At 41.2% G+C, this 26,840-nt stretch carries 19 protein-coding genes and 1 tRNA gene; 9 read left to right on the plus strand and 11 right to left on the minus strand.

Features of this window, described 5'->3' with window-relative positions:
• Positions 1-201 precede the first annotated feature (201 nt).
• The 4 genes from ACEN82_RS07110 to ACEN82_RS07125 form a co-directional block, all read right to left on the minus strand.
• Positions 202-1,380, minus strand: a complete 1,179-nt coding sequence (locus tag ACEN82_RS07110; RefSeq protein WP_413322209.1) for an acetyl-CoA C-acyltransferase — start codon at positions 1,378-1,380, stop codon at positions 202-204.
• A 222-nt stretch (positions 1,381-1,602) separates the two neighbouring features.
• Positions 1,603-1,773 (minus strand): type II toxin-antitoxin system antitoxin, encoded by a 171-nt coding sequence (locus tag ACEN82_RS07115; RefSeq protein ID WP_091162415.1) that lies wholly within the window; start codon positions 1,771-1,773, stop codon positions 1,603-1,605.
• Between the two features lies 1 nt (position 1,774).
• A complete protein-coding gene (locus tag ACEN82_RS07120) occupies positions 1,775-2,302 on the minus strand; it encodes a hypothetical protein (RefSeq protein WP_413322210.1) in 528 nt (175 codons plus the stop codon).
• A 4-nt stretch (positions 2,303-2,306) separates the two neighbouring features.
• Positions 2,307-3,164, minus strand: coding sequence for an SPFH domain-containing protein (locus ACEN82_RS07125; RefSeq protein WP_090526686.1), 858 nt, complete (start codon positions 3,162-3,164; stop codon positions 2,307-2,309).
• Between the two features lie 114 nt (positions 3,165-3,278).
• Between ACEN82_RS07125 and ACEN82_RS07130 the strand changes: the two genes are divergently transcribed.
• The 5 genes from ACEN82_RS07130 (at position 3,279) to ACEN82_RS07150 (ending at position 7,867) form a co-directional block, all read left to right on the plus strand.
• Positions 3,279-5,348 (plus strand): HD family phosphohydrolase, encoded by a 2,070-nt coding sequence (locus tag ACEN82_RS07130; protein WP_413322211.1) that lies wholly within the window; start codon positions 3,279-3,281, stop codon positions 5,346-5,348.
• An 85-nt stretch (positions 5,349-5,433) separates the two neighbouring features.
• Positions 5,434-5,520: transfer RNA gene (locus ACEN82_RS07135), tRNA-Ser, on the plus strand.
• A 164-nt stretch (positions 5,521-5,684) separates the two neighbouring features.
• Positions 5,685-6,041 (plus strand): ISAon1 family transposase N-terminal region protein, encoded by a 357-nt coding sequence (locus ACEN82_RS07140; RefSeq protein ID WP_090533812.1) that lies wholly within the window; start codon positions 5,685-5,687, stop codon positions 6,039-6,041.
• Positions 6,034-7,017 carry an ISAon1 family transposase gene (locus tag ACEN82_RS07145; RefSeq protein ID WP_495644010.1) on the plus strand — a complete coding sequence of 328 codons (984 nt, stop codon included), beginning with the start codon at positions 6,034-6,036 and terminating at the stop codon, positions 7,015-7,017. Before ACEN82_RS07140 ends, ACEN82_RS07145 begins: the two co-directional genes overlap by 8 nt.
• A gap of 421 nt (positions 7,018-7,438) precedes the next feature.
• Entirely contained in the window at positions 7,439-7,867 is a 429-nt protein-coding gene (locus ACEN82_RS07150; protein ID WP_413322690.1) for a GNAT family N-acetyltransferase, read from the plus strand.
• 50 nt (positions 7,868-7,917) lie between these two features.
• Here the strand turns inward: ACEN82_RS07150 and ACEN82_RS07155 are convergent, their stop codons facing one another.
• From ACEN82_RS07155 to ACEN82_RS07175, 5 genes are all read right to left on the minus strand, one after another.
• Entirely contained in the window at positions 7,918-9,531 is a 1,614-nt protein-coding gene (locus tag ACEN82_RS07155; protein WP_413322689.1) for an FG-GAP repeat domain-containing protein, read from the minus strand.
• 150 nt (positions 9,532-9,681) lie between these two features.
• A complete protein-coding gene (locus ACEN82_RS07160; RefSeq protein WP_413322688.1) occupies positions 9,682-11,370 on the minus strand; it encodes a RagB/SusD family nutrient uptake outer membrane protein in 1,689 nt (562 codons plus the stop codon).
• Positions 11,371-11,387: 17 nt separating this feature from the next.
• Positions 11,388-14,555, minus strand: coding sequence for a SusC/RagA family TonB-linked outer membrane protein (locus tag ACEN82_RS07165; RefSeq protein ID WP_413322687.1), 3,168 nt, complete (start codon positions 14,553-14,555; stop codon positions 11,388-11,390).
• A gap of 576 nt (positions 14,556-15,131) precedes the next feature.
• Positions 15,132-15,965: a glycoside hydrolase family 16 protein gene (locus ACEN82_RS07170; RefSeq protein ID WP_413322686.1), complete on the minus strand. Its 834-nt coding sequence runs from the start codon at positions 15,963-15,965 to the stop codon at positions 15,132-15,134.
• Positions 15,966-16,134: 169 nt separating this feature from the next.
• Positions 16,135-20,220, minus strand: a complete 4,086-nt coding sequence (locus tag ACEN82_RS07175) for a two-component regulator propeller domain-containing protein (RefSeq protein WP_413322685.1) — start codon at positions 20,218-20,220, stop codon at positions 16,135-16,137.
• A gap of 347 nt (positions 20,221-20,567) precedes the next feature.
• Here ACEN82_RS07175 and ACEN82_RS07180 point away from each other — a divergent pair, with 347 nt between their 5' ends.
• The 4 genes from ACEN82_RS07180 to ACEN82_RS07195 all read left to right on the plus strand — a co-directional run bounded on the left by ACEN82_RS07180 (position 20,568) and on the right by ACEN82_RS07195 (position 25,523).
• The gene (locus ACEN82_RS07180) at positions 20,568-21,425 is read left to right on the plus strand and encodes a 3-keto-disaccharide hydrolase (RefSeq protein WP_413322684.1); all 858 of its coding nucleotides are present in this window, start codon (positions 20,568-20,570) and stop codon (positions 21,423-21,425) included.
• Between the two features lie 162 nt (positions 21,426-21,587).
• Complete coding sequence (locus ACEN82_RS07185) at positions 21,588-24,152, plus strand: DUF7133 domain-containing protein (RefSeq protein ID WP_413322683.1); 2,565 nt, start codon at positions 21,588-21,590, stop codon at positions 24,150-24,152.
• Between the two features lie 122 nt (positions 24,153-24,274).
• Complete coding sequence (locus ACEN82_RS07190) at positions 24,275-24,637, plus strand: VOC family protein (protein WP_413322682.1); 363 nt, start codon at positions 24,275-24,277, stop codon at positions 24,635-24,637.
• Between the two features lie 331 nt (positions 24,638-24,968).
• Positions 24,969-25,523, plus strand: a complete 555-nt coding sequence (locus ACEN82_RS07195; protein WP_413322681.1) for a hypothetical protein — start codon at positions 24,969-24,971, stop codon at positions 25,521-25,523.
• Here the strand turns inward: ACEN82_RS07195 and ACEN82_RS07200 are convergent, their stop codons facing one another.
• Positions 25,524-25,772 (minus strand): hypothetical protein, encoded by a 249-nt coding sequence (locus ACEN82_RS07200; RefSeq protein WP_354483939.1) that lies wholly within the window; start codon positions 25,770-25,772, stop codon positions 25,524-25,526.
• A gap of 252 nt (positions 25,773-26,024) precedes the next feature.
• Positions 26,025-26,759: a hypothetical protein gene (locus ACEN82_RS07205; RefSeq protein ID WP_188832681.1), complete on the minus strand. Its 735-nt coding sequence runs from the start codon at positions 26,757-26,759 to the stop codon at positions 26,025-26,027.
• Between the last annotated feature and the right edge of the window lie 81 nt (positions 26,760-26,840).

Consider the following 26,840-nt stretch of genomic DNA (forward strand, 5'->3'; position numbering starts at 1 on the left):
GTAAGCCGTTGGTTAGTATTGTATATAATCTATTTTATAAATACGGGCGTTGCCTGCGGCCCGGGCTTTCCGTTATAAGTCCTCGCGTTGCATGCCCGCGACCCAACCCGCGCTGTGGGCTTTTCACTGCAATCCCTAACGCGTCCCACGCGCAACATCATTAAAGTATATTTTGCTTATAATGACGTTATATATAAAATACTAACGTAAATTTTCGATAACCATTGCGCTGGCACCGCCACCACCGTTACAGATACCGGCAGCGCCGTATTTGCCGTTGTTTTGCTTTAATACGTGTAAAAGGGTAACAATGATTCGTGCACCCGAAGCGCCGAGCGGGTGGCCTAATGAAACAGCACCGCCGTTAACGTTTACTTTTTCCGGGTCGAGGTTCAAAAGCTGGTTGTTGGCTATTGATACTACAGAGAAGGCTTCATTGATCTCAAAGAAGTCGATATCGGAGTTTTGCAGGCCCGCCCTGTGCAGTGCCAGCGGAATGGCTTTTGACGGTGCGGTAGTAAACCATTCGGGTGCCTGCTGTGCATCGGCGTAGGAAACCACCTTAGCCAATGGGGTTATACCGAGTTCATCCGCTTTTTCGCGGCTCATAAGCACTACAGCTGCGGCACCGTCATTAAGGGTCGAGGCGTTGGCGGCCGTAACCGTACCATCTTTTTTAAATACGGGTTTTAATGAGGGGATCTTGTCAAACTTAACTGTTTGGGGTTCCTCATCTTCGGCGAACATCGTGATATCGCCTTTTTTGTCTTTAAGGCCAACAGGAGTTATTTCATCTTTAAATTTTCCGTCTGCCTGTGCTTTTTGGGCACGCTGGTATGATAGTATAGCATATGCGTCCTGTTCCTCCCGACTGATGTTGCAGTCGGTAGCGCAAAGTTCGGCTGCTGAGCCCATATGATAGTCGTTGTAAACATCCCAAAGACCGTCTTTTACCAAACCGTCAATGATTTGCCCGTTACCTAAACGGTACCCGTTGCGGGCCTTATCCAGGTAATAGGGTACGTTGCTCATGCTTTCCATGCCGCCGGCAACAACAATATCGTTTTGCCCTATGGCTATGCTTTGGGCGGCTAACATAATGGCTTTCATACCCGATGCACAAACTTTATTAACGGTTGTTGCGGGCAAATAGGGGAGCCCGGCAAAAATAGCTGCCTGTGTTGCCGGCGCCTGCCCAACATTGGCCGACATTACATTGCCCATATAAATTTCCTGAACCTGATCGGGCCGTAAACCCGCTTTTTCAACTGCCGATTTGATGACTGCCGCCCCCAACTGTGTGGCGCCGATAGCAGCCAGGCTGCCTCCAAAACTACCTATAGGTGTGCGTGTAGCCGTTACTATTACTACTTCTTTCATGTGTCCCTCATTAAAATTGGTGGGCAAATTTAGTGATTTGGATGAAAGAAAATGCTATGCATGCATAATAAAATTAATTGGGCAAGAGATTAGAGGTTGGAGGTTAGAGATTAGAGATTAGGGTTTTCGCTTATCCGAACCAGAATTAAAAGACTTAAGAATCTGGCATTTTGTCCATTTATATAATGGGTATTCAACTAGTCTCTAATCTCCAACCTCTGATCACTCTTCTTCTTTTTTCTTTTTAACTCCTTTTTTACGAGCATGCAGGGCTTGTTGCATGAGGTATTCGATCTGGCCGTTGGTGCTCCTGAATTCTTCGGCAGCCCAGCTCTCAATCTCCTTCAGCATGTCGGGGTTAATGCGTAATACAAATGCTTTTTTTTCGGCCATATCAACTTGCGGCCGCTGCCTGGGCCTGTTTTAACAAAACTAAATTTATGCCCAGTAACGCCAATAGCGGCAGTTCTGGTACTTTTTTGATCATATCGAGGTCCATTTTTACAATAAAAGGATTTTTCCGGCTCCATATTTTGGTTTCTACATTCAGGATATCGCCCAATTGCTCGTTTACCCAGGTGCAGGTGCGTGAAAGGATCTTTTTATTATAAAAAGTAGCCATGAGCCCATTGTTTAAATTGAGCGTTATCTTACGGCTCCAGATCTCTGGTGTCACCAAACCTGTTTCCATGCCATCGGGCTGCTCAATAACAAGTTTTCGGCCTATCCAGTTCTTACGTTTTACTATCCAGTTTCCATTCGCTGTTTCGAGTAAGCAAGCGCGTTTTAAAGCTCCTGTATAGGTGAGCTTCCCATAGCTAAACTGCCCGTCGGTAAGCTCATACCATGGTCGCCCAAAACCATGCCTCAGTACTGGTAATTCCGACACGCGCAACTGATCAAAGCTTCTGAATTGATCCATGATATTAATGGTATAAAGTACCGGTATTAACAACAGGGTTAACAGCTTTATCACCGCAAAGTACAACCAGCAGATTGCTTACCATGGCTGCTTTGCGTTCTTCATCAAGTTCAACAATGTTTTTTTCGGATAGCTTGTTCAGTGCCATTTCAACCATGCCAACGGCACCTTCAACTATCAGCTTACGGGCAGCTATTATGGCCGATGCCTGCTGTACCTGCAGCATGGAATGGGCAATTTCAGGAGCGTAGGCCAAATGGGAGATGCGGGCTTCTAATACCTCAATGCCGGCGCGGTCAAGCCTTTCGTTCAACTCCTTCTCCAACATTGAGCTTACCTGTTCGGCGCCACCGCGTAGGGTAATGGCTGCAGTTTCATCCTCCAGGTTATCATAAGGGAAAGAGTTGGCCAGGTGCCTTACTGCAGCTTCGCTCTGGATATTTACATATTGAATGTAATTTTCAACCGCAAATACGGCAGCGGCGGTATCTTTTATCTGCCATACTATAACCGCTGCGATTTCAATAGGGTTACCAATGCTATCGTTCACTTTCAGTTGTTGCCCGTTAAGGTTAAAGGCTCTTAATGATACTTTTCTTTTTACGGTGAAAGGGTTCACCCAAAAAAAGCCATCTTTTTTTACAGTACCCAGGTACTTGCCGAAAAGGGTAAGCACTTTTGATTCGTTAGGATTAACGACAACAAGTCCCGGGAGCAGAAAAACGAAGCCGATGATAGCTAACATAGCGCCAATAGGTTCTTCACCCGCCCAAAAGCAAAGGGCAGCTATTACCAGTAATGCAAGGAATACAATAAGCACAGCAAAGCCGGATGGCGGGTTGATGGTTTTTTCAGGATTCATGATTTAGTTTGATTTTAAAATGATATCATAAAGATATCAAATTTATTTTTACAAAAGCAAGAAAAACTGCATATAACAGAAACTTATATTATTTTTGGCAGGTTAATCATTTAAATGGCAAAACTATCCACTTCGCGCCAAAAGGCTTTACTGCGCAAATACGCCCGTAATGTTAAGTTTTTGATGATGCTGATTAGTATCGTGCTTATTGTTTACTTTTTACCGAAACAGGCAAAATTTAGCTACGAGCACGAAAAGGGGAGGATCTGGAACCAGAAAGACCTGGTATCGCCCTATAATTTCGCAATACTAAAAACACCGCAGGAAATCATGGCCGATCAAAAATCGGCGCTGGAAAGCATAACGCCAATTTACCAGCTGGACGCAGGGATGCAAAACCAGCAGATTGAAGGTTTTAAAGCCGACCTGGAAATTAAATGGCATAATGCCGGTATCAATGACAAACTCAAGTCGAAGTACATTGCTGTCGGTACCGATTTATTGACCGAAATTTACCAGACAGGGGTTTTTAAACCCAATGCCAAATATCAGCAAAGCTCCGAAAATTACCCCATACGGATTCTGGATAAGAATGTGGCCACTGATAAAAACACCAGCGAGCTGTTTACCAAAGAAAAAGCGCAGACTTATTGTGATAAGGTGTTGAGCAGGCATACTGATTTAGATAAAGCCTTCCTGCTCGATCTGATCAGCAACCGCCTCCAAAATAATCTTGCCTATGATAATAACCTTACTTCAAGGCTGGAGAAGGAAGTTGTAGATGGCCTTTCGGTAACACGCGGAATGGTGCAAAAAGGGGAGGTGATAGTTTACAAAGGCTCGGTAGTTAATGACGATGTTTATCAAAAACTTGAATCATTTAAAAAAGCCTTTGAGGATAACGCCCGTGTTAACGGTAACAGAAACTTAGTGCTCTTGGGACAATTTTTCCTGGTGGCTATAGCTATCTCGCTGCTCATGATTTTCCTGTATCTTTTCCGTAAGGATATTTACGCAGATAACAGGTTGGTAAGTTTAATATTACTGGTAATTACTACCATGCTAGCCACTTTATCGCTGGCTATAAAACTCCAGTTCCCGACTAATTTGTACTATATTCCTTATTGTATAGTACCTATTATTATTCGGATATTGTTTGATACCCGTTTGGCGCTTAATATCCATTTGCTGGTGGTGCTGATAGCCGGCTTTTTTGTACCTAACAGTTTTGAGTTTGCTTATTATGAGATTACGGCGGGTATGGTATCCATCTACAGTATTAAGAACCTTGTACGCCGCGAACAGTTTCTGATCTCGGCAGTGATCATTATCTTTACCTACTTCGTGGCATTTTTGGGAATTACCTTTATTCGCGAGGGGGATTTCCTGAACATCGACTGGATGGACTTTTTGCCTTTTGTAGTTAGCGTACTGCTTACCCTACTGGCTTACCCGCTTATTTATTTGTTCGAGAAGGTTTTTGCCATCACTTCCGAAATTACGCTCATCGAATTAACCAATACCAATGCGCCATTGCTGCGCGAACTGGCTTTTAACGCTCCGGGCACCTTTCAGCATTCGCTGCAGGTAGCTAACCTGGCCGAAAACGCTATTTATGCAGTTGGCGGCAACGCCTTACTGGTTAGGGCAGGGGCGCTTTATCATGATATTGGCAAAATGGAAAACCCTTTGTTTTTTATCGAAAACCAAAGTTCGGGCTTTAACCCGCATGATAAACTGCCTTATGAAGAAAGTGCCCAGATCATTATCCGTCACGTGAGCAGGGGTATTGAAATGGCACGCAAGTCCAACCTGCCCGAGGTGGTGATTGATTTTATCCGTACCCATCATGGTAATACCCGCGTGGATTATTTTTATCAGTCGTCATTGAAAAATTTTCCGGAAAAATTCATTAACGAGAACATTTTTCGCTATCCCGGCCCCATTCCTTTTACCAAAGAAGGTGCCGTTTTAATGCTTGCCGACTCGGTTGAAGCCGCATCGCGCTCATTAAAAGAGCCCGATGAAGAATCCATCAGTGTACTGGTAGACCGTATTGTGAAATACAAGCTTGATCAAAACCAGTTGAAAGACAGTAATATAACTTTGAAAGACATAGAAACAATCAAGGCTATTTTTAAGCGCATGCTGATGAGTATTTATCATGTTAGGATAGATTATTAAAAAATGTAATTTTTTTTTGCGGGGATACTTGAATTACTATATTTGCAGTCCCTGAAAAAAGGGATATAATTAAAAAAAACAAAACGGAGAGATGCCTGAGAGGCCGAAAGGAACAGTTTGCTAAACTGTCGTACTGGAAACGGTACCGAGGGTTCGAATCCCTCTCTCTCCGCTGATTTTGATATCTAATTATTCAAAAGCCTGCAAATCAAATGATTGCAGGCTTTTGTTTTTATGTCAAATACTCAAAATCATTTTGATCATGGATCAAGCAGAAAAATTGTGGGGGAATAAAAAAAGTGTTTGCTTTGCAGGCAGAAATAAAAACGTCCACACTTGTCAGCTGCATACGAAACCCTTGTCCGTCTTATCTTGCCCGAAGGGCTTTTGGAATACTTTGAACTTACTGATGTCCTTTCCTCAGAGAACGGCCAATTGAACATTTACCTTGAGGAAAAGAATCTTCCGCCAGCAGGTTATGGCAAGCAACAACTTGAGTCAAAAGGCTTCTTACCGGAGACGGCTATTCAGGATTTTCCTATCCGGGGCCACAAAGTAGCTCTTTGCATTAAAAGGCGCAGATGGGAAGTTAAAGCAAGTGGTGAGATCATCACAAGGGACTGGAACTTAGTTAGAAAAGGAGCGCGAATGACAACGGAATTCGGCACTTTTTTAAAAGGTATATTTGGATAATAACCCGATCAGCTGTCATTTGTTAGGGCGGCTTTATACAGTTGATGGCAAACAGCTACAGCAGCAATACAAAGACTTTCTGAGCGATTTTCATAGCTGGGATCAAAAAGAACATGCAGATGAATGGATGCTGTTTGAACAAAACATAGGGCCATCGCTAAGCATAGACGAAACAGCATTGAGCAATGGTGAACTCTATACCATTATCACCAATAAGGAAGCTAAAGGTGGCAAGAAGGCAATTGTAGCTATGCTAAGGGGCACACAAACGGAGCAGATCATAAAAGTTATCGAACGCATACCGCTGCGTAAAAGGAATAAGGTAAAAGAAGTGACGATGGATATGGCGGCAAACATGATCAAAGCTATCCGCAGGTGTTTTAGCAATGCGAGCCGTGTGATCGACAGGTTCCATGTGCAAAAATTAGCATATGATGCACTACAGGAAGCTCGTATAAAATATCGGTGGGAAGCGCTGGATGCAGAAAGCAGGGCAATTGAACAAGCCAGGCAAAACAAGCAATCTTATCAGCCTGAGCTATTCAGCAATGGCGATACACTAAAACAATTGCTTGCCAGAAGCCGCTACCTGTTGTTTAAGCATCAGTCCAGGTGGACTGCCGCACAAAAAGAAAGAGCCGATCTGCTTTTTCCACGATACCCGGAACTGCTCAAAGCTTATAAACTGGCTATAGGATTGGGTAATATATTCACCATCTGCAAAAGCAAGCAAATCGCCTTTAAAAGATTAGCGCTATGGTATAATCATGTGGAGGATGCCGCAATTGATGCATTTAAGACCGTCGCAAGATCTGTTCATCAACATTATGAATCTATCCTGAATTTCTTTGATAACAGGAGCACAAATGCCTCTGCCGAATCTTTTAATGCGAAAATAAAAGCTTTCAGAGCTACTTCAAGAGGTGTTAGGGATACTACTTTCTTCTTATTCAGATTAGCTAAAATCTATGCTTAACCTTTTAATCCCACAACTTTTCCTCATGACCCTTAATCATCCCTCTTCACCAATTTCATTTACATTCTTAACTATTTGATTTTGATAATTAAAATGGTCAAGACCAAATTGGCCAACAGGGAGCAATATGTTGTAGCTTATTCACTGTCGATAGAACTCTAAAAAAACGATTTACAAATGGTGTAAACCTTATGTGCAGTCATATACAATTTAATACCATTATTTTACTCTTGTTGTTTCTTTAAAAACATACCTATAAATTGGTTCTGTAATCTAAATATCAGTCACTTTTATATCGGCATTATTTGATTTTCGATAAAGGGTTAATATGTATTAATATGTATTAATCTGCTCTGTTACTTGTCGCCAACCTGGCTGATATAACCGATTTTAATTAAGTAAAATAAATTTTATACCAATCATGATTGAACAGGGAACTTACCTAAAATCGAAAATTTATGATTTAATGAACCTGATGATTAACGATGAAAGCGGGTTGTTTGAAGTAGGCGATTTGGATGGTTACATTGATAAGCTTATTGAAAAAGCCTGTATCATAACTATTATGGCACAGGATGCTTTACAGGGTTTTTTGGCCTATTATGCCAACGACTATGAAAATAAAGTTGGGTTTATTTCTATGCTGATCATTGATCCTTCTACAAAACGGATGGGGTATGGCCGAAGGCTTGTTGAATTTGCATTAAAAGATTTAACAATGAAGGGATTTAAAAAATGCCGCACCGAAGTAAATACAAACAACATAAAAGCTATAAATATTTGTAAAAGGTTAGGCTTTACTTATGTAGGCAGCAATAGTATATACATGGTGTTTGAAAAACAACTATAGTACAATTCAAATAAACCTATTCTATTTGAATTGAAAATTCAGTTGTTCTTTCACTTAGAAGCGTTTTTCAAAACGTAGAAAAGCGGCTCTTTGATATTATAGCTGAAAGGGCCAAAATCAAAAAAAGCATTCCCGATCAACAGGTCGGGTTTTCCATCACCGTTTATATCACCGGCGTCAAGAGTTACCGCGCGTTCAAACTTTGTATCGGCCGGAAAAGCATACGGTACAAAGTTTAAGTTGCCGGTGTTCTTTAGATATACAAAACCTTCTTCGGGTTGCTTTGCGTCGGTAAAAAGGCTGATTGTTGCAAGATCAATATTCCCGTCACCATCAAAATCTTTAGCGATAGCTTTATAGCAGCCGTTTATAGGGTAGAAATATCGCTGTTTGTAATCGTCTTTTCTATCGTTTAAAAAAATGTAGACACCATGGTATGGTTTTAATACCAGCGTTGCATTCCCGTTATCGCCGCAGGTGTAAACTATGTCTTTATACCCGTCATGGTTCATGTCAACCATTTCAAAGTAGGAAGACCCATAAATCGGCGGAAACCTTAAAATTTCCTTTGCTTCGAACTTACCGCCTCCTTTATTATCGAAATGAAAAACGCCTTCTTCTCCCTGTGCAAAAAGCACGTATAGGCCGGGTAATTTTTTATCCTTATAATCAATATATGCTTTTATGGCTCCGGGTAAATTACTTATTACATGTTTGGTGAAAGTGCCGGTACCCAAATTTTCCATCCAACAAAGCCCGCCCGTTATACTCCCAAATTCACAAATAACATAGTCGGTTTTGTTGTCGTTATTCAAATCGGCCGCCAGTATTTGAACCGGGCGACCAAGCTTATTGAATACAGGCTGAGATGCTAATTGCATTTTGCCTTCGGCGGAAATGGTTAATGGGGTTATAGTCCCCAGTTTATCACTGTTGGCACCTAATTCATTGCCTATGGTGCAGACCATGGTATTGCCATGGTCGAAAAGCATATCAACCACAGGGCCGGTTGTTGATACCGAATCGATAACTTTTAGTTGGGTCGATAAAAGATAAAGCTTTTTTGTTTGCCCGTTGGCAATATAAACACGGGCGGGCTTAACGCTGTTGTCAATTCTTACATAGCAGCCCAACACCTGTTTGCCGTTAAATGATTGCTGTGGTTTTTGGATGTTAAAAAAGGGAAGCTCCCGTTTAATAGCCATAGGCCTGTTTTGTGTAGGTAAGGCAATAGGGGCGGTGTTCATGTAATAATCGATAATATCCTGCCATTGTTCCTCATTTAATGCGGGCTTGTCGGGCACAATCAAATCGTCGCCCTTAATTGTCCCTACGTATGATTCATCTCTGTGAGCTTTAATGCCCATGCGTAAACCCATTTGCGGAAATACATTTTTCCATTTAAACCTGTTAAGCAGGGCCGGTTCGGGCAGCATATGGCACGAGCGGCAGTATTGTTGTGATAAGATCTTTCCCCTGGCAATGCTTTGAAGGGTTGCCATCGGGTAGTCGGTTCGTAGATCAGTACCGGCGTTATCCTGTTTGTTTTCAGAAATATGCCATATTGTATAAACTGCCAAAACGGTTATGACCAAAACAATCGAACCAGCAATTATAACTTTGCGATTTTTTGCAGGACGGTGACTATCAGGTTTATTATTCATGAATATTTTAGAAGGCGGTTAATATACAAAAGCTAAAAGCAGAATGCACAAAGCTTAAAGCTAAAAAATATTAAGCGGTGAGAGTTGTCTTTAAATACATAACCCCTGGACATTTGCCCCGGGGTTATGTAAAATCAAGGTATTAATCTTTTAGTATCCTGGGTTTTGTACCAGCTTTTTATTCTTGTCAATTTCCCCTTGCGGAATTGGCATCCAGTTTTGCCGCTCGAAGAAGGTATTGGTAAATATCTTAACCGGGGTATACGTTAGCCCTGACCCACCGGCTTCGATCTTCATGCCAAATTCCGGCGTGGTAAGCACACCGTTCGGACCTGTCGTTATCAGCCATCGGCGGATATCAAACCATCGCTTATCCTCAAATGCGAGCTCAATGCGGCGTTCGCGACGAATATATACACGCATTTGATCCTTGGTTAAGCCGGCTTTTACAGCAGGCAAGGCAGATCTCGCCCGCACTTTATTAACCGCGTCATAAACCGATGCATCCGGTCCAACCGCTTCATTTTGCGCTTCGGCATAGCTTAACAGCACTTCCGCGTAACGGAAAATAATGTAATTGGCAAAGCTTGGCGCCAGGTTGATACTGGTTTGCCCGGTGATGCTTTCATCCAGCGTTTTACGGGCGTAATAACCGGTATTGGTGATATCGCTTGACGAGCCAAGATCTATTTGGTTACTGCCGCCTATGCGCGTTTTTATTATATCTCCCTGCCACGTTGCACCATCGTATAATATAGATTGATAAAAACGTTGTTCACGATGGGTGTAAGGGGCTTGGGGGTTATATCCTGAAGCCGCATCTGTAATAGGCAAGCCATTATCCATCGAGTAATCATCAATCAGGCCCTGTGTTGGAGCCAGGTTTCCCCACGACTGCTGAACACCGTTTACATAAACCGGGCCCAGGTAACCTTCCCGGTGACTACCCTTTGCAGGCCCTGTAGCATAACCACGGGCAAATATCGTTTCAACATTCCAGTTGTTTGCCGATAGAAACTGGTCGGCATAAGAAGTAGCCGAAGTGTTGAACAGGCTATAAGTACCCATATCCATCACCGATTTGTTGGTAGCTGCTGCTTTACTCCATTTTCCTGCGTCATTGGCCGTGTTTGCCAGCGGACTGGCTGCAAAAAGCTCTACCCAGCCCTTAAGTGTTAATGCGGCGCCTTTTGTGGCTCTCCCGGTTTGTGCTGCTTTTGTGGGTAAAACAGCGGCCGCTGCATCACAATCAGCTTCGATAAAGGCAACTGTTTCATCAATCGTAGCGCGGGCTGTAAAAATATCACTTCCATTCTGGTTATTAAGCGGTGTGGTAATAATTGGGACACCTCCGTAAGCTGTAAACAGCAACGAATAAAAGTACGCCCTCATAAAGGTAACTTCTGCAACGCGTTGCTTGTACCAATCGTCGGTATACTTGGCTTTATTTGCTGCAGCCTGCTGCAGGAAGATATTGCACTTCCTTATTTTTCCGTAATTACCTTCCCAATTCCACATCCCACCGGGGCCTGTTGGTACATTACTTGGGCCAATTGATCCTGCCCTTACCGTAGCTTGTCCGTTTTCCCATGCCGCACCGCAAAAACTGTTATCTGCATATTGCTCTGTTAGCTGGTAATCGTTATTAACATCGGGTAACTGATTATAAATGTCATTCACAAAAAGGTCGGCATTGCTTTGTGAATTAAAGGTGGCCTCGTCAGTCAGAAACCCCTTGGGCGTTACATTTAGAGAATCATCTTTTTTACATCCACTAATACTCACAACAAGTAAAGCAAGTAAAAAAAGTTCTCTGTATTTTATAAAAATCTGTTTCATCGCTTTCTTATTTTTAGTTAGAATGTGGCATTTAAACCTAATGAAAATACACGCTGCTGATAGTAGTTGGTGTTATTGCCACTATTTTCAGGGTCAATAATTTCTTTTACGTGAGGCAAATAATTAATGACGTTTTGCCCGGCAAGATAAATCCTTATTGACTGGATTTTGTTTTTCAATAGTTTGTTTGACAATGTGTAACCAAGCTCAAAGCTTTTTAGCCTGATATAAGAGTCATTTCTGACAAACCAGGATGAAGTTTGTGTATTGTTTGATGTTGGTGTGCCGGTAACCCTTGGATATAAGGCATTTGGGGTAGATGGTGTCCAGTGATCATCATAAACCAGTTGGGAGGCTGAACCGGATGCATTGAATGGAAAAGCGAAATAGTTACTGATAACAATATTGCTGTTACCGGATCCCTGGAACAACACGTCAAGGTCAAAGTTTTTAAATGTCAGCCTTGGTTCCAGGCCATATATAATTTCCGGAGTGTTAGGATGACCGATAACTGTTTGGTCATTAGCATCTATTTTGCCATCTGGTTTTCCATCTGGTCCGCTTAAGTCAGCATATTGAATGTCGCCTGCTTTAACCGGCCCGAAAGACGGAACAGGTAAACTTGCTTTCAATGATCCATCGGTATTAAAATCATTGGCTGTAAAATACCCTAAAGCCTGATATCCGAATATTGTATTTATCGGCCTGCCAGTTTGCCTCCTGTTAGGATTGTTAGCTGTTGCACTGGTTTCATAAACTTGCAATAGCTTGTTCCTGGCGAAAGTAAAGGTACCTGTAACATCTAACCGCAAATCTTTTGAGAAACTATGAGAACTTTGCAATGTAAGTTCCACACCATGGTTGCTCATGATCCCACCGTTTACAAGGCCGGTGCCAATACCGTACTCTCCTGGTAGGGTATTTCCAATACCAACGAGCATGTTCGAACGTTTTTCATAAAAGTAATCAGCTTCAATGCTCAACAAACCTTTCCATAAAGTGGCTTCAAAACCTATGTCAGTTTTGTTAGCCTTTTCCCATGTAATGTTTGGATTGCCCTGTAATGCTTCACTGATACCTTGTGTTGCACTACCATTTATTACTGCAGAGTTTGCATATGGGTTATATGGGCTTAGGTATTGGTAAGTAAGAATTGAATTACCTGATCTTGGATAAGCTCCCGATTGGCCCCATGATGCCCGTAGCTTTAAGTTATCAATCCAAAGGAAATTATCTTTAATGAATTTTTCTTCAGATAAACGCCAGCCTGCGGAAAACGCAGGGAAGAAGCCATAACGGTGACCGGGCGCAAATAAATAACTTCCGTCATAACGGCCAGTTGCCTCAAAGAGGTATTTTTTGTCGTAAGAATAACCTACCCTGTAAACGTAGCCAATTTGCTTTTGCCCGTTTGAATAGCCAAAGTTAGTTGCGTCGGCCGCCGCCGGGCCACCGTAGTTTAGTTCGTCAATGTCAAGATTATAGTTGAATTTTGTTGCTCCAAACGTTTGATATTTTACGCGGCGGCTTTCAAATACACCCAAAGCGGTGATATCGCTTTTACCAAAAGAGCCGGAATAGGATAACAAGCCCTGAATGGTTAGCGTATGATTTTGGCTGTAATTTTCGGTGAAGGTTGCCTTTGAATTTCCCTGGATCCCTTGTTTGTAAGTGTAAGGAGTGGTAGTTACATCAACATTGTAGAAAGGTATAGGGGTTGTATAAATACGCTGGAATGAGGTTTGATTGCCTGTAAATAAAGGATCCGGCCCGTTATCATAGCTAATGACTCCTTTCAGGCTTAAACCTTTGATCGGAAGCTTCTGATCAATCGTAAACTGGGAAAGAACGGCTGTGTTTTCATTGAATTGATAACCGCTATGGTAAATTTCGCCGATGAGTGATTGACCGATATAACCAGACCATAAGCCGTTGCTGTAGTAAATAGGTGTGGTTGGTGCCTGGCGTTGCGCCTGGCCTATAATAGTACCCGCACTTTGGGACGGGAAGTGCTGATCTTCCACATAACTGTTGACAGATAACGATACAATAGTGCTTTTGGTAGCGTTTGCTGTTAAGTTTAACGAGCCATTGTACTTATCAAGATAAGTTGTGCTCCACATACCAGCCTGGTGGGTGTACCCTAACGAAGCGAAATACTTGATATCATCGGTACCTCCAGATAGGGTAACGTTATGATAGGTGATAGGACGGTTTCTCTGAATAATTTGCTGCAAGGGGTGGCCATCCGGGTGACCATCAGGATCAGAATGATCTTTAAATTTCTGGATATCGTCGGCGGTGTATGCTGCGGGCTGGCCATCATTAGCGTTCGCTTCATTCCTGAGCAATGCATATTCATAAGAGCCTACAAAGGTTGGTACTTTGGTTGGGTTTTGGATACCATAGTAGCCGTTGTAGGTTAAACTTGGTTTGCCAGATTTACCTTTTTTGGTAGTAACCAGTATTACGCCGTTAGCGCCTGCTACGCCATAAGGGGCAACAGCAGCCGCGTCTTTTAATACTGAAATGTTTTCGACTGTATTTGGGTCAAGACGACTGAAATCACGAGGTACACCATCAACAATAAGCAGCGGAGAACTACCGCCGGTTGATCCAATGCCCCTGATCAATATGTTTGAACCGTCATAGCCCGGTTCACCGCTACCCTGGGTTATGATTAAGCCAGAGGCACGGCCAACCAAACTGTTAGTTAAGTTAACTACCGGTTTTTTCGCAATTTCGGTAGTTTGAATGGTTGATACGGCTGCAGTTGAAGATGTTTTCTTTTGGGTACCGTAACCTACCACGATTACCTCATTCAGGTTTTTGGCATTTACCTGTAACCTGATGGTTACCGAGGTTTGTCCGTTCAACGGGAACTCAGCCTGTTCATAACCGATATAGGAAATCACCAGAACTGCGTTAGGGTCGGCATTAAGCGTGAAGCTACCATTTACGTCTGTAACGGCACCTGTGCTGGTTCCTTTGATTTTTACAGATGCGCCGATGATGGTTTCGCCGGTGGTTTTGTCAATTACTTTACCTTTAATAGGTACAGCAGCTGTATATCGGTTAAGTTTTATTCCGCTGAAGGAGTTAAAGGCAGTTGCCGCATAGCTGCTTGTTTGCAAAACTATCAGCATGATCAGTGATAAAACTACTGACCCGGGTTTTCTTCTCAAAGATATTTTATCAGGTAAAAAATATTGCATAATTGGGAGTGATTAAAAATTAAAACTTGGCATTAGTTAATGCGTGTGGATCCTGGTCCGTTTTTCTTTTTAGTTTTTCTGTCTTGCCATTCTTTTTTTGTTTAAGTTATTTAATGAGTTAATAGGTAATAATTGTTAAAATAACAGTTTAAATTTAGGGCGAAATTCAAGCAGCAATCTCAAAGAACAATGGCAGCTTCCCGTTTTAAGCCGACGTTAATAACCATAGCCTTGTGTTTCTTGAAACTTAAAAGGCTATATTATTTCACAGCGGCAGCAAGCAACTTTTGATAAATAAAAAATCTGTACAAATAGGCCGTTGTAATATTTGCAGGGGTTATAACAACCAGTCTATGTTAATTGGCTATCACAATTAAGCGCTATTTTTTTGAAAAAAAAGGGGGTAAAGCTGTAAAAAAAAGGGGATAAAATCCATTATATGCAACGTTTTTAAAATAAAACGGTCTTATGTCCCTGTTTTTGGTGAGGAATAATGTATATATGACAATTTAAAAGGCAGCAAACAAAATGTATTGATCCGGCGGTTTAATTTTTTTGATACACCCGAACGTAATCAACTTCAAACCGTTTAGGGAATTTTGTGGCAGATGGGGCGCCACCGTTATCACCACCTATTGCAAGGTTAAGCAATATATAATGAGGCTGCATAAAGGGATTAAATTGAGTGCCGTCCTGGTTAACCAGATCTTTCAGGTCCACATGGTTAAGTAAAAGATCATCTACATATAAGTTTATAGCGTTTTGATCCCAGTCCATACGCCAGGTATGGAACTTTTTGTTCCAGTTGGCTTTAAAGGTATCAAGTGCTTTGCGATTGCTATACCATTTAGCTTTATAAGGAACCTCTGTACCGCAGGCAATATTAGCCAAAAGCTTATTCTGGTAATATTCCATAATATCAATTTCTCCGTTAGACGGCCAGGGCTTTTCTATACCTAAGGTCCAAAAAGCGGGCCATAGGCCGGCATCGGTACTTATACGGCCGCGCATAATAAAGCGGCCGTATTGGAAGCTGTGCTTGCCCCTTGTATTGATGCTTGACGATGTATAATTTATAAATTGTCTTTTCTGTTTCCAGTTGGTACTGTTAGGCGCATATCCCGGATTAGGCAGATGTACCCGCTGCGCCTCAATGATCAGTTTACCATCACGGCAAATTGCGTTTTGTTCCTGATACCATTGATCTTCATTATTCCGTACAAAACCGGATTCAAATGCCCAATTATCCGGATTTGGAGAGCCGTACTCGTCAAACTCGTCTGCCCAAACCAATTTATAGCCGCCCACCGTATCCTGCTGACATTTACCGACAACGGGAAGAGCTATAAGCAGTGTGGCAGTAATTATTTTAGTAATCATGATAATGAAATAATTATAAATCTTAAATGATCTTATTGATTCCGTCAGAAACAAAGTAAGGCATAGTTTAAAGTATAAAGGAGGGACAAAACTATAAATTAAAGGGGGGATAAAATTGTGTTCAAGGCTGTTTTGTTGTTTTTAAGACAGCCTGATGTTTCTTTTACTCTTAATTTACCTGAGGTTTTTCAAACTCGTTTAAGCGATAGGAGACCTGGAAATTTGCCCGGTGTTTTCTGATAAACTCTGATGGATTGACGCCGAATTGTTTGTGAAATTGCTCCCTGAAATATTTGATATCGCTGATGCCTACCTGTATTGCCGCCTCATTGATATTACAATTGGTTTGGATCAGAAGTTCGGCGGCTTTACGCAGGCGAACAAACCTGATAAAGTTGTTGATAGACTGGCCGGTAGTGCTTTTGATCCTTTTAAATAATGTTGGGTAGCTAATGCCGACTGCATCGGCCAGGGCATAAACATCAAAATTGTCGCTGTTGAAATTTTGCTCAATAACAGCAATACAGTTGTTGAGCAGGTCTTTATTTTCCCGCGAAATATTAATGGCTATGTTTTCCTTCGTAACCTCCTTATAAAAATATTGCTGAAGTTTGGTTTTATTCCTCAATACACTTTTGACCCTTGCTGTGAGCAATTCTTTATCAAATGGTTTTCGCAAAAAGTCTATTGCGCCTTGTTCAAGGCTTTTAACCATAATATCGGGTGTGGTATCGCCGGTGAGCAAAATAACCGGGATATGCTTTATCGCCGCATCTTCCATAATCATTTTACATAAATCCAACCCGTTTATTCCGTCCATTACAATATCGCTGATGATCAGATCTGGTATGTATTTTTTAATCAGCTCAAGACCGGTTGCTCCATCTTTTGCTTCAAGAACTAAATAGTCGGCAAAAAATATTTTTTTTATATATGTCCTTATCTGTTCATTATCGTCAATAACAACGAGGGTATGCTTTTCCTGGCTAAACAGTTCAAGCTTCTGCAATTCACTATTTTCTTCAATCAGGTCTTTACTGTCATGATCTATAAGGTCATTTACAAAATTATAGTCAGGAGCTGTTACAATATTTATCTCCTCTGCCGAGAAGTGTTTTATTCCTTTTGATAGCTTTAAGGTGAAGGTTGTTCCGCCATTTTTATTATTTAAATAATTTATTGTGCCCTTATGGTAATTAATAAATACTTTAACCAGGTACAAACCGATACCAAAGCCCTTTTTAAAGTAATTATTATCCTTTACCTGGTAGAATTTATCAAACAGTTTATCGCCGGTGTCGGTATTGATACCAATGCCATTATCTGTTATTTTAAAGTAAACATGTGTGTCATCTTCATCTACAAAAATCTTGATGGTGCCATGATCAGGTGTGAACTTAACTGCGTTCGAAATAAGGTTAAACAATGAGATCTCTATTTTTTCGACATCGGCAAATACCGCAATATCCCTGCTGGTTGTTTCAATAGTAAAATTCAGGTTTTTGATTTTAGCCTGATGTGCAAAGCACGAAAATACCTCTTCGCATACCCGTACAAAATTTACCTCACTTATATTTAATTGCGCGTTTTCGCTTTCAGTTTTGCGAAACAACAGGAGGTGATCTACTAATCCTAATAAGCGGCGGGCATTCCTATATACCGTATTTAGCTCGTCCGAATGGCTTTTATTTTTGTCCAGCAGATCTTTGATAGGATTAATGATCAGCGTAAGCGGCGTTCTGAACTCGTGCGAAACATTGGTAAAAAAAGCGAGCTTCTTTTCATTCAGTTCTTTTTCCTTTTCAACCTTTAAGTTAGCCAGGTTAATTTCAAATTTAAGCTTTGCCTGCTTTACCCGATATAAGAAATAAAGGTATATTATCCCAAAGATAATAACCAGGTATACCCCGTAGGCCCACAACGTTCTGTACCATGGCGGAAACACAATAACTTTAACACTGATCTGTTTCGGCATCCAGTTTCCCCGGGTGTCTGTAGCTTTGATCTTTAGCCTGTAATTGCCTTCATTTAAATGAGTGTAATATGCAGATTTGGTCTTGCCCACATAGTTCCACCCATGGTCCCATCCCTCAAGATAATAAGCGTATTCAATTTTATCCGGAAACGAATATTCGAGCGCCGTGTAATGAACGGTAAGCGCAGCCTGTTCATAATTAAGCCGGATTGTTTTAAGATCCGCTACAGATTGATTTTTGAGCAATTCGCTGGAGCCATCGGTTTCTGAATTGTCAATTTTCAAGCCGGTAATGCGAAGATCGGGCCTATGGTCTGCTACCTGTATGCTGTCGGGATTAAAAATGTTAAATCCATTAATCCCTCCAAAGGCCATATTGCCCGATTGAAGCCGGATAGCCGCGTTGTAATTAAATTGGAGGCTTTGCAAACCGTCAGAAACAATATAATTTGTAAACTTATTTTTTGCCGGGGAAAACCTGCTTAAACCATTGTAAGTACTGCACCATAGGTTTTCTTTGTTGTCGATAAGGATATTAAGGATGGAATTACCCGGCAAACCATTGGCCTTGGTATACCTCACACGGACCATATCAGGAAGGTTGAATTTTAGCAATCCACCACCCTCAGTTCCAACCCATAAATGATTCGAATTATCAGCCGCGATGGTTCTGATGCCATAACCCACATTAAAAAAATGATGAGCCTTCTTAACGGTATCTATTTTAATGAGCCGGGTGTAATTGCCTGCCCACAAGTTTCCATTACTGTCTTCAAATATAGCATGTATGTTGACGAGGTTTTCATCAAATAGTTCAAAGCGGTCATTTTTTCGGTTATAAAGATACAATGGGCCGCCCCTGGTAGTACCTGCCCATAAATGGTGCCTGGAATCTTCAAAAAGTTTCCATAGGTTTCTATCGGTCGTTTGAGTTAATGTATTATAGCAGTTGTAATGCTTGAATTTGCCGGTAGCTTTGCTAAACTGGTCAATACCACCGTTGAAAGAAGCCACCCATATTTTATTATCGAAGGTTTTAAGTATGCTCACGATAAAATCGGTACTTAAGCCCCCGCCGGTTGATGCATGAGTATAGCCGGTGTATAAATTATTTTTAATGTCCCAGTAAGAAAGCCCGCCGCCATCTGTGCCTATCCATAGGTTATGCTTTTCATCTTCGCAAAAGGAAAGAATAAAACTATTGATTACACTGTTTTTGTTGAAGGGATCATTGTTAAAAAGTGCAAATGGCTTTTTAAAATTGTCCACCACGCTAACCCCGCCGCGTAGGGTTGCTATCCACTTTCTTGATTCCCTGTCATGATAAACCGCGGTAACAGCCCCGCTGCGCAATGAACCTGCTTTGTTACCATTGGTAATAAAAGTGAGTTTGCCACTATCTGTATTTAAAATATTGATGCCGCCACCGTCGGTAGCTATCCAGATATTACCTTTTTCGTCGAGAGTTAAATTGGATATGTTATCGCTTGTAAGTTTATCAATAGCCTGGTGAAACCTCTTGATAGCTCGTGTTTTACTGTTAAATATAAACAAGCCGTTTTCGGTGCCTATCCAAAGGTTACCCGCTTTATCTGAAAGCAGGCAACTGGCACTGTAAAGTTGAGTATTGATGATATTTATACGATCAGATTTTGGATCGTATAAACCCAGCCCGCGGTTTTTTACAAATACCCAAACTCCTGCCCGGGTGAGGCATAATGCTTTTACACTATAATTATATTGGTTGGTAAGGTCCGTTTGCAGGTAAAGTTTCCTGGTTTTATCATATCTCAATAATCCCAGCTCATCGGATCCTATATATATGCTACTGTCCTTACCGGTTACAATAACATTGATATTTGAAGCTATTTTTAACCGGTGCCCGCTGTTGTGCTCCCGGAAATATTCCGGATAGAAATAAGAGTTGGGGTAATTATAAAAAACAAGCCCGCGTTGTGTGCCTATCAATATTTTGTTACCAACACCATTTAAGGCACTTATATGATTGTATGGGAGGGATTTGTTGTTGTTCCACTCGTTTCTGTAGACTTTAAATTCATCACTGTCATACCGGTTTAAGCCATCATAAGTACCCATCCACATAAAACCATATTGATCCTGGTAGAGGGATGTAACCGCATTATTAGATAGTCCGTTTTCGATACCAAGATACCGCACGGGCTGCCCGGCTGTGAAACCAAAAACATTTAGGTAAACGAAAAGGAACGGGAAACTAAAGTATATTTTCGGATTTAAGATGTTATTTATCCTACTATGCATTATAAATTATTAGTTAATAACTGGTAAGTAAAAATATCAAATTGATTTACAAAAGTGTCTTGTTTTTTAATCCAAGTGATAATGTTACAAAGCAAGGGCAGGGGTAGTGTTCATGGTGCTGTTTTGAGTATATGTCTATAGTTAATTGCTTCTATACTACCAGATAGTTTTCTGTATCTTGATTTTTACAGGCAATTTATTTTACCCCCTTAAATTTAGGGCTTTACCCCCTTTTTTTCTAATTCTATTATTGCATTTTTGATCAGCAGCCAGTTAAACCTATGTAGCAATCTGCTTTTTTATTTTTCGGGCAATAAACTAATAGTTAGATAATAAAAAAATATGTCATGATAAAGCGTGGACTCATTCTTTCAACACCGAGTGTTTTATTTTTAATAAGCCTGTCCATATTACTGGCGTTTAAACGCCCAGACCCAAAATTGAAAGTTAAGTGGGAACAGCTTTTTAACGGAAAGGATTTAACGGATTGGACTGTTAAAATCAGGAAACATCAATTAAATGAAAATTTTGGTAACACCTTCAGGGTTGTTGATCATAAGATCCAGGTAAATTATGATCAATATGAAAAATTTGATGACCAGTTTGGGCACTTGTTTTACAAAAAGCCTTTTTCTTATTACCTGATAGGGGTAGAGTATCGTTTCACAGGTAACCAGGTAAAAGGCGGCCCCGGATGGGCGTTCCGCAACAGCGGAATTATGATACACGGGCAGGATCCTAAAACAATGAAGGTAGACCAGGACTTTCCAATATCCATTGAGGTTCAGTTATTGGGCGGTAATGGTAAAGATAAACGGCCGACGGCGAACGTGTGCACCCCTGGTACACAGTACGTTTTAAATAACTCGGTAGTTAAAAGTCATTGCCTGGATTCAAAATCGGAAACCTTTCATGGCGATCAGTGGGTTAGGGTGGAGGCCCTTGTTTTGGGCGATTCGCTGGTGGTACATTATGTAAACGGAGAAGAAGTGTTACGTTATCAGCGTCCGCAATTAGATCCCGTTGGCAGCGCAGAGGAAGGTGCGTTGTTAAAAAGCGGTACAATTTCCCTGCAAAGCGAAAGCCATCCAGTTGAGTTTAGGAAAGTTGAAATTGTTAATCTTGAAAAATACGCGCATGATCCTCAGAAATTAGCCGACGTAATTAAGCAGTTGACCGCTGAGAAACGGATTCCTAAACAATAAATAAAATAAAAAGACTAATTTGACTGCCTTTTACCTGTATAATTAAAAATAACAATGTTAAAGTTTTCCTTAACCCTATTCCTCTGTTTATCTTTCTTTTTGACGTTCAAATATTTTGCAAATACCCGCAGTAACGAAGCGGGACCCACTAAACCAAATACTTTGGCTTCAATACGAGGACAAAGTCATTCTAAGAGCGATTCGCTCCATTGGCCAGCCGGCTTTACAATCACCAGGTTTGCCGGACCTGAGCTTACACCAAGTCCGGCTTGTTTAGCTGTGGCTGCCACAGGCGAGGTGTTTGTTGGCGTTGATATGATTGGTTCGCTGGGTAAAGACCCCGGGAAAGGGCGGATAATTAAACTTATCGATAGCGATAATGATGGTAAGTTAGATAAACATACAGATTTTGCTGATGTTGATGATCCGCGCGGTATACTCATCATGGGCGACCAGGTTTTTGTGCTCCATACAGTTTTTTCAAAAGAAACTCTTAAGGCAACCGGTATGATCCTTGAAGTTTTTGAAGATAAAGATCATGATGGGATAGCCGACGGGCCGCCAAAACCACTCGTCGAGCACCTGAGTAATGCTCACATGCTGGTTGAACGCGGAACAGACCATGCTACTAATGGCATCCGTATGGGGATTGATGGATGGATCTACATAGCTGTTGGCGATTTCGGCTTTCATGATGCTACCGACCGCGATGGTAAAAAACTGACCATGCTTGGCGGCGGCATCATAAGGGTAAGGCCTAATGGCAAAGAAATGGAGGTTTATACTCATGGTACCCGCAATATTTATGATGTTGCCATAGATCCGTACATGAATGTATTTACCCGAGACAATACCAATGATGGCGGCGGATGGAACATCCGTTTTTCGCATCATATTCAATCGGGCGAATATGGTTACCCCTTATTATTTCAGCATTTTACAGATGAGATTCTGCCCGCCCTGGTTGATTTGGGCGGCGGTTCAGGCACAGGTTCGCTGTTTATGGATGAACCTACTTGGCCCGAAAAATATAACCATGTACCTATGACGGCCGACTGGGGACGGAGCGAACTTTATATAAATAGGGTAAAACCAGATGGTGCCAGTTTTAAACAAACTGAAGAACCATTTATTGAATTACCCCAGATTACCGATCTGGATGTTGATGGTGCGGGGCGGCTCTATCTTTCGGCCTGGGATGGCGCGGGATATTCGGGCAGTGCCTCAAAGGGTTATGTTATTAGGGCCATACCTAATGGATGGAGCTATAAAGCATTTCCTGATGTTAAAGCGCTGGCCGTAGCTGATTTGGCCAATATGTTAAAATCAGAAAGCGCAGTGGCGAGATTAAATGCTTCGCAGGAACTTATTACAAGACCGGCTGACGAAAGCAGCAAGGCAGCTTTTACCATAGCATCAGATGCAAGTGTTGCTTTATATGCACGGGTGGCTGCTCTTTTTACTTACGGACAAATTGCCCGGGAGAGCGGAATAGCTAACCTTGTACAACTTACGGAGGATAATGCTCTGAGGGAATTTGCATTACGAGCCTTAACAGACAGGAAAGAAGGAATAGCACAAGTGCCAATAGCTCCCTTTTTGAACGGGCTGAAAGATCCGTCTCCGCGCGTGAAGGCTGCGGCAATTATAGGTTTGGGTCGTCTTGGCCGTTTAGAAGCAGCTTCTGAATTACTTAAAACACAAGTTCCTGCAAGTTTTGCAGCGCCTGCTAAAAATACCGAAGGACCGCACGCCACGCCAAATTCGGCCATAATACTGCCCCACCTGGCTGTGAGGGCACTTGTAAGCATGAATGCGGTTGATGCATGCGTTGGTGCAATTGGAACTACCAATTCGACATTAGCATTATGGGCATTGCGGTATATGTACGATACTAAAGCGGTAAATGGTTTGATTGCTGCTTATCCCAAAATCAAAGATGTAAAAACAAAGAAACAAATATCGGTAACCCTGGCACGCCTTTATAAGCAGGAAGCTCTCTATGATGCATCCTGGTGGTGGGGAACCCGGCCCGATTCACATGGCCCAATTTACAAAGGTATAACCTGGGAAGGCTCGGCTCGTATCGAGAAGTTCCTGACGCTTGAACGAAGCAAAGCAGGCGCTGCCGGCAAGCAATTTTATGCCGACCTGAATGAGCGCCACCAAATGGGAATTACAGCTTTTGGCGGTGAGGAAAAAAGTGTTGCAACAAAAGAGGTTAAAGTAGATTTGTCAAAGATCCTGAACAAAAAAGGGCAGATCGGTAATTCATCTATTGAAGATGTGATGTTGATGTTAGCCAAAGTTAAAGGAGATCCAAAGAAAGGAAAGGCACTGTTTACGCAGCAAGGTTGTGTAGCCTGCCATAGCCTTACCCGTGGCGAAAAATTAAAAGGCCCGTTTATGGGACAGATAGGATCTATCATGAACCGCCAGCAAATTGCCGAATCCATCCTAAAACCCAGCGCTTCTATTTCGCAGGGATTTGCCACGGTGATGATCACAGCTAAAGGAAATAAAAATTATATGGGATTTATTACAGATGAGTCTGCCCAAAAAATAGTGATGAGAAACATTACCGGAGATGTATTTACCATTAAATCCGGCGATGTGATTACCAGGAAGGAACTGAAAACGTCTATGATGCCTGTAGGGCTTGCCAATGCATTATCATATGATGAATTTGCCTCACTGGTTACTTTTCTATCTCAGCAAAAAAATTGACATTAAAAGCGAATTAATTAGTTATTTGAAAATCAACGGCCATGAAGTATCTTGGTATCTAATTAACCTGCAATCTGCGTTATGTTTACGTAGATTGCAGGTTGAAATCTAAAGCCACAAATATGCAACACAAAGCTATATCGCTCAGGCCGTTCATCGGTGCAAAAGATTTTGAAACCTCTCGCAGTTTTTATCGTGACCTGGGTTTTGAGGAAGTTGTGTTAGATCCTAATATGTCGGTGTTCAAGTTAGGTCAACTGGCATTTTACCTTCAAAACGCTTACGTTAAAGATTGGGTTGATAACACCATGTTGTTTCTGGAAGTTGATGATGTTGCCCGCTACTGGAACGAGTTGCTGGCTCTTGATCTGCCTGCAAAATATGCCGGAGTAAGATTAACCCCAATCCGTGTAGAGCAATGGGGTAGGGAATGTTTTTTACATGACCCTTCCGGAATCCTCTGGCATTTCGGCGAATTTTTTTAATAAACTTTAGTTCTTATAGCTCCATTGCAGGCATTAATGCCTTTTTATTTCCCAACCGATTTCATGGTGAACTTCCGGCTGATCGGGAATAATATCAAGGCCGAAAACGGCGCGTAACGCTTAAACATCAATGAAAGTCCGCTCAGTACCTGTATACCTTTTGCAAAGGATAAAAATATCCTTTGCCTCTTAAACCTGCTTAATTAATCTCGTAGCTTGATCATTACTCTGCCGGCACTTAATAAGCTTTAAGTGGATGTTTTAATATCTATTTGCTTGATTTTGTATGAATTACGCCAGATTTAGTTTAAATTAGGTTAAAAGTATCCATATGGAAAACTTCTGGCAGGAAAAAAAGGAATGGCTCAATAAATTGACCCTGGAAGATGCAAAGTTCATATTTGAACAGGCCGAAAAATCATATAACTACACCATAGAAACGGCAAAGGGTATTTATGAACGATCAAACGGATTATTAACCCTGGTTTCAGGTGTTTTAATTGGTCTTGTGGCTTATGCTATCGGAAAATGGAAGGATATACCTCACCTGGATAGTTTGTTATTTACAGCAATTGTAGGGATCTTTTATTTTTTGATAGTAGGTTTAATGTTTGTACTGCAAGGTTTAACCCCAAGCGAATATCTTTTGCCAGGTACAAGCCCCAAAATATACTTTGATAAGGCATTTTTCCATAAGGATATTGCTGATGATGAAAGGATCCTGAGGTTTTACAAAGTTGAGATCATCAATTACCAGGAACGGATTGAGCAAAACACAAAGAAAAACGATTATAGATGGAATATTTACGTACTTTGTTTACGGGCAATATTTTTTTCGCCCATAGTTATGGGGATAGCTTTTGCTATTGCAACTATAGCTTCCTGACTATTCCGATCCCAGATAATCCGCCTGATCAGACGATGACAGGTCGTTATCATCCCATAAACCGGGTGTACCTATATCCCCTTCCAAATAAGGCTCGCTGTCTTCGGCACAAGGCATGGCCTCATCCAGGTTAATGTCTGATCTGCCCACGCGGCCCTTGCCTGATGTTTTGATATCCCAAATATCAGGGATATTTCCACTGTCTTCTTCAGGGGTTGGGGTTTCGTCAGGATCTGGAAATTGGCTCATAATCAAATAATTATTGCTAAATAAAGTTAAATTATTGCCTAGATAAAAACAAATGGAAAATGTGATTAATTGATGCAGTGAGAAACGAGTATATTGTTTTAAAGATTTTATTTCTTTGGATTATTTATTGTCTCTAATTCGATGGGCAATAAGGAATGACAATTAAATATTTTTTAATAAAAGCTAAAGGCCTATGGAGTTTTATATCCATAAGCCTTTGGCCTTCCAATCTTACAATAAAATTTGTATGTTTCAGTATTTGAAAGGATATGTTCCCGGTCCGGGAGATGTAGTATAAAGTTTAAAGAAGCTGCCCGAATTTGGACTTGTAGCTCCGCCAAAGGTACGTGTATCCGCTAAATTTACAGTAGAAAGAGAACCATTTCCATTTACGCCATCAGCAATTATGGCAAGATCTCCGTCAACGGTAAGCACCAATTGAGTATTTTGAGGATTTTGAGATCCACATTTGAAATAATATGTCTGTGATTCAAAAACAGGAGGCCCATTAACTTGATACAAAACGAGATTTAAATCATTTTGTAGATCTAATCTGGTTTGTTTATTACTTGTGTTGCTGGCCCATAATACTTTTCCTGTTGAATGGACATAAACTACAAGGTTACCGTCGCCTTGGTTGTTAAAGGCATAAATTCCTGCTTGCCATGTACCTTTAGGAACAACAACTGATGGAAATGAAGACGAAGAAGGGAACGTGCCAATTACTGTATAGTAACTTGGTGAAAAATGAGTAGTGCTTCCTACTTGTGATAAGGCGCATGAAATACTATTAACTGAAACGCGCTTAGTTATTTCAGTTTTGTTAGTATTAGATAAACTGTCCGCCCCACTTTCATTGGTGCCTGAAGAGGTTATTCCGAAAGGATTTTGTGTTTTTTTCGCGTCGTTCGCGATTGGATGATTAGATGGGTTTTTAGAGCATCCGCAAATTAAAAGAATGAATGCAATACATAGGTTTTTTTTCATTTGGAATAGGTTTTTTTCCAAAGGTATTATTATATATCGAGTTGCAAAAAAAAATATTATATTATTATTGAATTATTAAAT

It is taken from the genome of Mucilaginibacter sp. Mucisp73 (genome assembly GCF_059491465.1).